This is a genomic window from Microcella sp. (assembly GCF_051860105.1).
Taxonomy (GTDB): domain Bacteria; phylum Actinomycetota; class Actinomycetes; order Actinomycetales; family Microbacteriaceae; genus Microcella.
Genome location: NZ_JBHYEO010000017.1, coordinates 40,554 through 49,177 on the forward strand (window position 1 = coordinate 40,554; position 8,624 = coordinate 49,177).

Below are 8,624 nucleotides of genomic sequence, written 5' to 3' on the forward strand. Positions count from 1 at the left end.
GTGCGCCTCGACATCGTCACGATCTTCCCCGAGTTCTTCGGGGTGCTCGACGTGTCGCTGCTCGGGCGCGCTCGCGCCGCCGGCGTCATCGAGGTGGGCGTGCACGACCTGCGCGACCACGCGCACGATCGCCACCGCACGGTCGATGACACGCCCTACGGAGGCGGAGCAGGCATGGTCATGAAGCCCGAGCCCTGGGGCGAGGCGCTGGATGCTGTGCTCACCCCGGGCAGCGTGCTCATCGTGCCCAGCCCGGCCGGGCATCCCTTCACGCAGGCCATGGCGCGCGAGCTCGCTCTGCGCGAGCATCTGGTGTTCGCCTGCGGGCGCTACGAAGGCATCGACCAGCGCGTCGTCGACCACTACTCTGGGCGCACGGAGGTTCGCGTGCTCAGCATCGGCGACTACGTGCTCAACGGCGGGGAGGTGGCGACGATGGCGATGATCGAGGCGATCGGTCGGCTCGTGCCCGGCGTCGTGGGCAACCCCGAGAGCCTGACGGAGGAGAGCCACGAGGGCGGCCTGCTCGAGTACCCGAGCTACACCAAACCCGCTGTCTGGCGGGGGATCGAGGTGCCGCCGGTGCTGCTGAGCGGCAATCACGGTGCCGTCGCGACGTGGCGGCACGAGCAGCAGCTCGCGCGCACCCGAGAGATTCGACCTGACCTGATCGAGGAGCCATGACGGCCGGCGAGCGGATGTGGCTGTGGTCGCAGCCGCTCGTGGCGGCGATCGCGGGCGCCGCCGGAGTCGCGGCCTGGTACCTCCAGTTGACGGGTGACGTGAGCGCGCTGCCGACGCTGCAGGCTCTCATCACCGGGTCGTTCGTGCTGCCGGGCCTCGCGCTGTCGCTCACGATCAACCACGTTGCGGTGATGCTGCGGCGCCCGCCCATGCTGACGGTGGGCGAGAAGCTACTGCTGATCGTCGAGTTCGCGCTCGTGGTCGCGATCATCGCGATCTCGTCGAGCCCCGACCTGCTCTTCCTGGGCTATCTGCTCTGGCCGTTGCTCATCGCGGCCGCCGCCACGGCGTTCGCCACGATGGTCTCGACGACCATCCGCTCGCGTCGGCCCGTCTCCGACGACCACGACGATGATCGGGGCGACGCGCACGGCGGCTCGATCACCGAACCCGAGTCGGTGTCGCCGACCCGCTGATCGCCGCCGTCGAGAGGATCGCTGTGGGCTGGTTGTCGAATCTCATCGGGTCGCCCGACGACTCGCTGCTGACCACGGGCGAGCTGGCTCGCGGGCACATCCTCGGGCTGTCGGCAGGAACCCTGACGATGAGCGTCATGAACGCTCTTCCCGAGCGCAAGTGCACCTTCACCGTGCAGGTCTACCGGGAAGGGCACGAGCCCTACACCGCGACGGTGGCGCAGCGCGTCCAGGAGGTCTACATCCCCCAACTCGCATCGGGCAGCGCATGGGTGGCGGTGCGCGTCGACCCTGCGAATCCGGCGCGCATCGCTCTCGACTTCGCGACGGCGCCCCCGGAGGTGCAGGTCAAGGCGGTCGAGGGGGAGTCATCCGCAGCGTCGATCCTCGAGACCGGACGGCCCGTCGAGGTGGTGCTCGTGCAGGCTCAACCGCTCGGCATGACGGCCCCGAACGGCGACGCCGTCTACCTGCTCACGCTCACCGTCATCGACGGCGCCGAGGCGCCATACCAGACGCAGGTCGGCAACGCTGTTCCGACCACCTCGTTGCCGATCCTCTATCCCGGGTCACGGCTGCACGCGCGACGAGGCGACGGTGCCGGTGACATCGTCGTCGATTGGTCCCTCGGGGCTGTGCCGCCGCCGACGGCCTAGGCGCGCGCGGTCAGCACGATCGGCCCGTCGGCCGTGATCGCGACGGTGTGCTCGGCGTGCGCGGCGCGGGTGCCGGTGCGGCTGCGCAGCGTCCAGCCGTCGTCGTCGGTGTAGATCTCGTCGGTGTCGGGGATGAACCAGGGCTCGATCGCGAGCACGAGCCCAGCGCGCAGCTTGAGCCCGCGCCCGGGGCGGCCGTCGTTGGGCACGTGCGGGTCGCCGTGCATCGTGCGGCCGACACCGTGGCCGCCGAAGTCGAGGTTCACGGGGTAGGCCGCCTCGGCGGCCACATCGCCGATCGCCGCGGAGATGTCGCCCATCCGATTGCCGACCCGGGCCTGCCGGATGCCCGCCGCGAGCGCCTCGTTGACACGGTCGATCAGCGCGAGGTCGTCGTGTCGCGGCGTGCCCACGATGATCGTGAGCGCCGAGTCGCACACCCATCCGTCGACCGATGCCGCGAAGTCGAGCGAGAGCATGTCGCCGTCGCGCAGCCGGTAGTCGTGCGGCAGTCCGTGCAGGGCCGCATCGTTGACCGACGTGCAGATGACCTTGCCGAACGGCGATGCTCCGAAGGAGGGGTGGTAGTCGATGTAGCAGCTCTCGGCACCCTCGGCGCGGATCATGTCGTGCGCGAGCGCATCGAGGTCGAGCAGGTTCACGCCGACGTCGGCCGCGGCGCTCGTCGCGGTCAGCACGCTCGCGACGAAACGGCCCGCCGGTCGCATCTGCTCGATCTCGGCGGGCGTTCGCAATTCGATCATCTACGTCCTCGGCAGGGGAATATGGGTGCGCAGGTAGGTGCCGCACAGTTCTCGCGTCGCCTCGATGAAGCGCGCATCCCCATTCTTGTCGAGCTGGAAGGCTCGCGTGAGCAGTCCGCTCGCGATCTCGATCGCGACCTCGAGGTGGAAGACGATCTCGTCGTCGGGCGTGAAGTCGTAGGTGCGCCCGACTTGGGCGGCGAACTCGCGCGCGAGGATGGCGTTGTTGCTGAGCTCAGGGCTGATGAACCGCTGATCGATCACGTCGCCGAAGCGCAGCGCCCGGAAGCCGGCTTCGTGCCGGGTCATGTCGATGAAGGCGTCGAGCGTGCTGTCGAACGACGACCACGCCTCGGGCGGCGAGTTCTCGACGCCCTGCCAGACCCGCTCCAGGTAGCGCTCCATGTTGCGGGCGGCGAGGGCGCGCAGCAACGACTGGATGTTGGGGAAGTAGCGGTACACGACGCCCACCGATGACGCCGAGCGCTTCGCCACAGCGCTTGTCGTGACGCCGTCGATCCCCGAATCGTCGATGAGCGAGGCTGCTGCATCGAGCAGGAGCGTGATGCGCTCGGAACTGCGTTGCTGCACCGGCTCGGTGCGCATGACGACCTTGTCGGTGGCGAGTGCTGGTCGTGCGTTCATGGTGTACCCCCTGGGATCGTCCCCCGACGCTCCGTATGCATTTCTCATATCCTTCCACTGATTGGGCGCGGGCCGCACAATGTGGCATCATTTCTCTTTGTGCCTCGGCACGGTTCTGCCGCAGGGGAGCCGTGGATCTGCGAGCACCACGCACCACCTACGAATCTTCCGAGAAACCGCGATCGACCTGTGGCGGTCGCAGAGAGCGAATGACCATGCACATCCTCGACCACGTCGACGCCGCCTCGCTGCGCACCGACATCCCCGAGTTCCGCCCCGGCGACACCGTCAAGGTGCACGTGAACATCATCGAGGGCAGCCGCTCGCGTATCCAGGTCTTCCAGGGCGTCGTCATCGGCCGCTCGAACGAGGGCATCCGCGAGTCGTTCACCGTGCGCAAGGTCAGCTTCCAGGTGGGCGTCGAGCGCACCTTCCCCGTGCACTCGCCCGTGATCGACCACATCGAGGTCGTCACCCGTGGCGACGTGCGCCGCGCCAAGCTCTACTACCTGCGCAACCTGCGCGGCAAGAAGGCCAAGATCAAGGAGAAGCGCGACGCGTAGCCCGCGCTCCGCTCGCCTCTCGAGGGCCTCGCCGATCCGTCGGCGAGGCCCTCGGTCATTCCGCCCCGGCAGCCGCCTAGACTGGGCGCGAGCACCTGGGGAGTCATGACTGAGCACACCGCGCCCGCCGTCAGCGGAGCATCCACTGCACCGGCCCCGACGGGCGGCACGACCAGCAGAGGTCGCAGCGTGCTGCTCTTCTTCCGTGACGTGCTCGTCATCGTCGTGGCCGCGCTCGTCATCTCGTTCCTCATCAAGACGTTCCTGATCCGGTCGTTCTACATCCCCTCCGAGTCGATGCAGGACACCCTCCTGGTCAACGACCGCATCATCGTCAACCAGCTCGTACCCGACGTCGTGCCCATCGAGCGCGGCGACGTCGTCGTCTTCGCCGACCCGGGCGGCTGGCTGCCTCCGCGCGTCGAGACGCCGCAGCCACCGCTCGCCGCGGCCGGCGACTGGGTGCTCTCGCTCATCGGGCTGAGCGCCTCCGACAGCGACGAGCACCTCATCAAGCGCGTCATCGGGCTGCCGGGCGACCGCATCGTCTGCTGCAACGATCTCGGTCAGCTGAGCATCAACGGGGTGCCGCTCGACGAGCCCTACGTGCTGCTACCCGCGGGCACCACCGACGTCGCGGGGCAGGACTTCCAGGAGGACGTGCCCGAGGGCACGCTCTGGGTCATGGGCGACAACCGCTACGACTCCTCCGATTCGCGCTTCAACGGCGTCGTGCCGATCGCCGACGTGGTGGGCCGCGCGTTCGTGATCAGCTGGCCCATCGATCGGTGGCAGTGGATCGACAGCTACCCGCTCGTCTTCGACGGGGTCGAGCGCGTCGAGTGAGCCCGGCCCTGTGAGATCGCCACGATGAGCGCTGCGCCCACGCTCGAGGTCGAGCAGGCGTTCTTCGCCTCGGGCGCGCCCGTCGTGATCGGCGTCGACGAGGTCGGTCGCGGGGCGATCGCCGGAGTCGTCGCCGTGGGCGTGTGCGCCATTCTTCCGGCAGTGGATGCTCCGCCCGCCCGGTTGCGCGACAGCAAGCTGCTCAGCCCCACGCGGCGCGCCGAGGTCGAACCCCTCGTGCACGCCTGGGCGGCCGCTGTCGCCGTCGGGGAGGCGGAGCCCGCCGAGATCGACACCCATGGCATCGTCGCGGCGCTCGGCATGGCCGCCCGCCGCGGGCTCATCGCCCTGCACGCGGCGGGCCTCGACGTCGGGGCCTCGACGGTGCTGCTCGACGGCAGCCACGATTGGCTGACGCCCGCGCTCACCTCGCCGCCGCGCATCCTGACCCGCGTCAAGGCCGACCGCGACTGCGCCTCGGTGGCAGGCGCCTCGGTCGTGGCGAAGCAGCACCGCGATGCGCTCATGGTGGCCGATCACGAACGGTGGCCCGTGTACGGCTGGAACGGCAACAAGGGGTACGGCAGTGCGGATCACCTCGCCGCGGTCGCCGAGCACGGCGCATCGCCGCGTCATCGCGTCACCTGGTTGCGGCAGCCGTCGCTGCTCGACGGTCTCGACACCGCCTCGAGCCCGACGGTCTAGACTCGACACGCCATGGACGACGAAGAATTCGACGATTACGACCGCGAGGTCGAGCTCGCTCTCTACCGCGAGTACCGCGATGTGGTGTCGCAGTTCTCGTACGTCGTCGAGACCGAGCGGCGCTTCTACCTCGCCAACGAGGTCGAGCAGGTCGTGCGCGACATGGGCGGCGACTTCTACTTCGAGCTCACCCTCACCGACGTCTGGGTGTGGGACGTCTACCGGGCCGACCGCTTCGTGAAGAGCGTGAAGGTGCTGACCTTCAAAGACGTCAACGTCGAGGAGCTCGGCAAGAAAGAACTGAAGCTGCCGAAGGAGCTCGCGCTCGACGAGTAGTCGCGCGAATTCGTCATACGTTCGAAACGTTCTCGGGTTAGCCTAAGAACCCGTGCCCCCGCACGACGCATTCCTCTTACCCGAGGCAGGAATACCGTGTCGAACGATCGTCGTCCCCTCCGTCGTCCCGTGCGACGCCTGCTGGCCCTCTCGGCGGCTGCATCGCTCGCCGCCGCATCCGCCTTCGCCACGGTGTCGGCCGCATCCGCAGCGCCTGCCGCGCCCACCATCACGAGTCCGATCGCGTCGCTTGACACCGTGGGGCCCGATGTCACGATCGCAGGTACTCTCGCCGTTCCGAGCGGTTACGACTACGTGCGCGTGCAGTGGCGAGCCAACAGCGCGGTTGTCGAAGAGTGCTTCCAGGGGTTGAGCCCCGGCGAGACGACCTTCTCGTGCACCTCAGCGGTTCCCACGCCCGGCGTCTACACAGTCGTCGCCCAGCACAGCGATGTCGCTGAACCGGGCGAGGGTGACTGGAGCGCCGACAGCAACGCCGTGACGGTGCGCGTCGGGTCGACCGACACGGCCACGATCACCAACTTCACGAGCTTCAGCAACGAGTGGTCGAGCCGCACGATCACAGTTTCCGGCACCGGACCCGCTTTCGGCGCCGTGGCGATCGACATCAGGTACTACCCGGGCGACGCTCCGGAGCAGACCGCTTCGTTTTGCACCGACACGGTAATACCGGCCACAGGCGAGTGGAGTTGCACCGGCACGTCGCCGTCCTGGGGCTACGTGTACTTCATCGCCTACGGCACGACCGTGGTCGGGCTCGAGACGGTGCCGGGCAGCTACGACGATGAGATCGGCGGCGACGTGCTCCTGCCGGCTCCAACGTCGAGCTACGTGCTCGGTCCGGCGAGCATCCAGATCACCACGCAGTGATTGCCAACCTCGGTCGTCTACAGCGAGGTGTACCAGATCGAACTCGTCGAGGGAGAAGGGTACTTCTACGGTCCGCCCGTGGCGTACTGCCCCGCTGACGAGGGTCCGAACCCCGTCTCGCCGGTCGAGACCTGTACATACTCTGGCCTCACACCCGGCATCTGGAACTTCTACTCGACCCAGGTCGATGTCGGGTTCGAGAGCCCGTTCCGCGACGACTACGTGATGATCCCCGCCGCACCCGGACCACTCTCGGCAAGGATCGCGAGCGACCGGTCGGTCGTGTTCTCGGGCACCGGCACACCGGGGTACCGGGTCATTGTGCGAGGAACAGGGGGCGGCAATGACGTGTGCTCCGGCGTGGTCGGTGGGGGAGGCAACTGGCAGTGCACGGCCACGCCGCCCGTCGGCACAGCGTCGTACCGCGCGGTGCAGCAATCGGTCGGTTTCGTCGCAACCCCCGGGGGCGAATCCGTCGCCGACCTCTCTCTCAACGGCTTTTCTGCCTACACCGCGGCCCGCTCGGTGACGGTACCCGCGGCCCCGGCCGTCGTGCCACCCGCAGCCGAGCCCGTCGGACCCGCGCCCCTGCCCTGGACGCTCGAGGGGTACGACGGCCAGCCGCTCACGCCCGGTCAACAGCTCAGCCTGACGGCCTCAGGGCTGCCGGTCGGCACCGGTGTCGTCGTCGAGATCCGCTCGACGCCGCAGGTGCTCGGGTCGACCGTGGTCGGAGACACCGGGGCGTTCGCGCTCGATGTCGTCGTTCCGACCGACCTCGAGCCCGGTGACCACACGCTCGTGGCGATCGCCACGCCGCCCGGCGGGGTCGCGTCTCCCGTCACCATTCCCGTGTCTGTCGTCGCCGCACCCGTGATCGACCCGGTCAAGGAGACCGTGGAATTCATCGCGCCCGAGAAGACCGAGACCGCGGCGGCTGCGGGCGACGGCGGCACAGGCGGGGGTGCGGGCGACCGCTCCGATCCGGCGGCTCCCTCGGCGATCAGCGACAGCATCCCCACGATCGATCGCATCTTCCGCACTCCGCTGCTCGCCGTCACAGCGGGCGGCATCGCACTCGCGATCCTCCTCCTCGTCGCGTTCCCGGCTGAGCTGCTCAACAGCACGCTCGCGTCGAACACTCGTCGCCTCGGGCGCTGGTACGCGGCGATCGAGAACCGGGTCGAGCGCGCCACGGAGTGGTTCGCCAGCGTGACCCGCACCCGGGCGCTCGCCGCGGCGCTGCTCGTCGTGCTGACCTCGCTCATCTTCGGGTTCGTCGACCCCGACTACGGCTTCGACCCCGTGTCGCTGCGCATGACGGTCTCGCTCGCGATCGGCCTGTTCATCGTGACCTACGTGGCGGCGTGGATCAGCGGGGCGATCATCCAGCGGGTGTGGAGCATCCCGACCCGCGTGAGCCTGCAGCCGGCCGCTCTCGTGTTCGCCGCGCTCGGTGTGATCGTGGCGCGTCTGCTCGAGTTCTCGCCCGGATTCCTCATCGGACTCGTGATCGGGCTCGACCTGCTCACCCGCGTCGGCGCTCCGCACCGCGTGCGCGCGACCCTCACGAACATCGGGGTCATGGTCGGTCTCGCCCTGCTCGCCTGGGTCGGATTCTCGATCGCGTCCGCCCTCGCGACCGGCGAACCGACGGTGGCGGGCCTGCTCGTGAGCGACGCCCTGGTCGCGACGACCTCCGAAGGCCTCACCGCCGCGCTCGCCGCGCTGCTGCCGCTCGGCTTCCTGCAAGGGCACGAGATCTTCCGCCGCTCGAAGCTGCTGTGGGCCGCAGTGTTCACCGCCGTCGGCACGCTCTTCGCCCTGATCGTGCTGCCGACGGCATCCGGCGAGGAAGGCGACGTCGCCGATGTCGCCTTCTGGATGCTCGTCATGGTGGTCTTCGCCGTCGTCACCCTGACCCTGTGGGCGGTGCTGCAGTTCACCGGCCGCGGCGATGATGACGCCGACGAGGTCGTCGAGCAGCCGGCAGCCGCGGCGCGCTAGCTGTAGTGCCCAGGCAGGTTGTTCAATCTGCTGATGGGAGGAACCTTGCCG

11 protein-coding genes are annotated in these 8,624 nt (G+C 68.7%); 9 read left to right on the plus strand and 2 right to left on the minus strand.

Annotated elements, in window-relative coordinates:
- Genes trmD through ACTIE9_RS10095 form a run of 3 tightly spaced genes read left to right on the plus strand, consistent with a single transcriptional unit; the run spans position 1 to position 1,816 of the window.
- The gene (gene trmD, locus ACTIE9_RS10085) at positions 1-684 is read left to right on the plus strand and encodes a tRNA (guanosine(37)-N1)-methyltransferase TrmD (RefSeq protein WP_439565445.1); all 684 of its coding nucleotides are present in this window, start codon (positions 1-3) and stop codon (positions 682-684) included.
- Positions 681-1,160, plus strand: coding sequence for a hypothetical protein (locus ACTIE9_RS10090; RefSeq protein ID WP_439565446.1), 480 nt, complete (start codon positions 681-683; stop codon positions 1,158-1,160). The genes trmD and ACTIE9_RS10090 overlap by 4 nt, the downstream gene beginning before the upstream one ends.
- Before the next feature lie 23 nt (positions 1,161-1,183).
- Positions 1,184-1,816 (plus strand): hypothetical protein, encoded by a 633-nt coding sequence (locus ACTIE9_RS10095; protein ID WP_439565447.1) that lies wholly within the window; start codon positions 1,184-1,186, stop codon positions 1,814-1,816.
- Here ACTIE9_RS10095 and map read toward each other — a convergent pair.
- Complete coding sequence (map, locus tag ACTIE9_RS10100; RefSeq protein ID WP_439565448.1) at positions 1,813-2,580, minus strand: type I methionyl aminopeptidase; 768 nt, start codon at positions 2,578-2,580, stop codon at positions 1,813-1,815. The genes ACTIE9_RS10095 and map overlap by 4 nt on opposite strands.
- The gene (locus ACTIE9_RS10105) at positions 2,581-3,225 is read right to left on the minus strand and encodes a TetR family transcriptional regulator (RefSeq protein WP_439565449.1); all 645 of its coding nucleotides are present in this window, start codon (positions 3,223-3,225) and stop codon (positions 2,581-2,583) included.
- A gap of 215 nt (positions 3,226-3,440) precedes the next feature.
- On the opposite strand from ACTIE9_RS10105, the gene rplS reads away from it, so the two are divergent.
- From rplS to ACTIE9_RS10135, 6 genes are all read left to right on the plus strand, one after another.
- A complete protein-coding gene (gene rplS / locus ACTIE9_RS10110; protein WP_439565455.1) occupies positions 3,441-3,788 on the plus strand; it encodes a 50S ribosomal protein L19 in 348 nt (115 codons plus the stop codon).
- Positions 3,789-3,893: 105 nt separating this feature from the next.
- Positions 3,894-4,634 carry a signal peptidase I gene (gene lepB, locus ACTIE9_RS10115; RefSeq protein ID WP_439565450.1) on the plus strand — a complete coding sequence of 247 codons (741 nt, stop codon included), beginning with the start codon at positions 3,894-3,896 and terminating at the stop codon, positions 4,632-4,634.
- 24 nt (positions 4,635-4,658) lie between these two features.
- Positions 4,659-5,339, plus strand: a complete 681-nt coding sequence (locus ACTIE9_RS10120) for a ribonuclease HII (RefSeq protein WP_439565451.1) — start codon at positions 4,659-4,661, stop codon at positions 5,337-5,339.
- 12 nt (positions 5,340-5,351) lie between these two features.
- A complete protein-coding gene (locus tag ACTIE9_RS10125) occupies positions 5,352-5,675 on the plus strand; it encodes a DUF2469 domain-containing protein (protein WP_255158941.1) in 324 nt (107 codons plus the stop codon).
- Between the two features lie 129 nt (positions 5,676-5,804).
- A complete protein-coding gene (locus tag ACTIE9_RS10130; protein ID WP_439565452.1) occupies positions 5,805-6,566 on the plus strand; it encodes a hypothetical protein in 762 nt (253 codons plus the stop codon).
- Complete coding sequence (locus ACTIE9_RS10135; protein ID WP_439565453.1) at positions 6,567-8,573, plus strand: hypothetical protein; 2,007 nt, start codon at positions 6,567-6,569, stop codon at positions 8,571-8,573.
- Positions 8,574-8,624 lie beyond the last annotated feature (51 nt).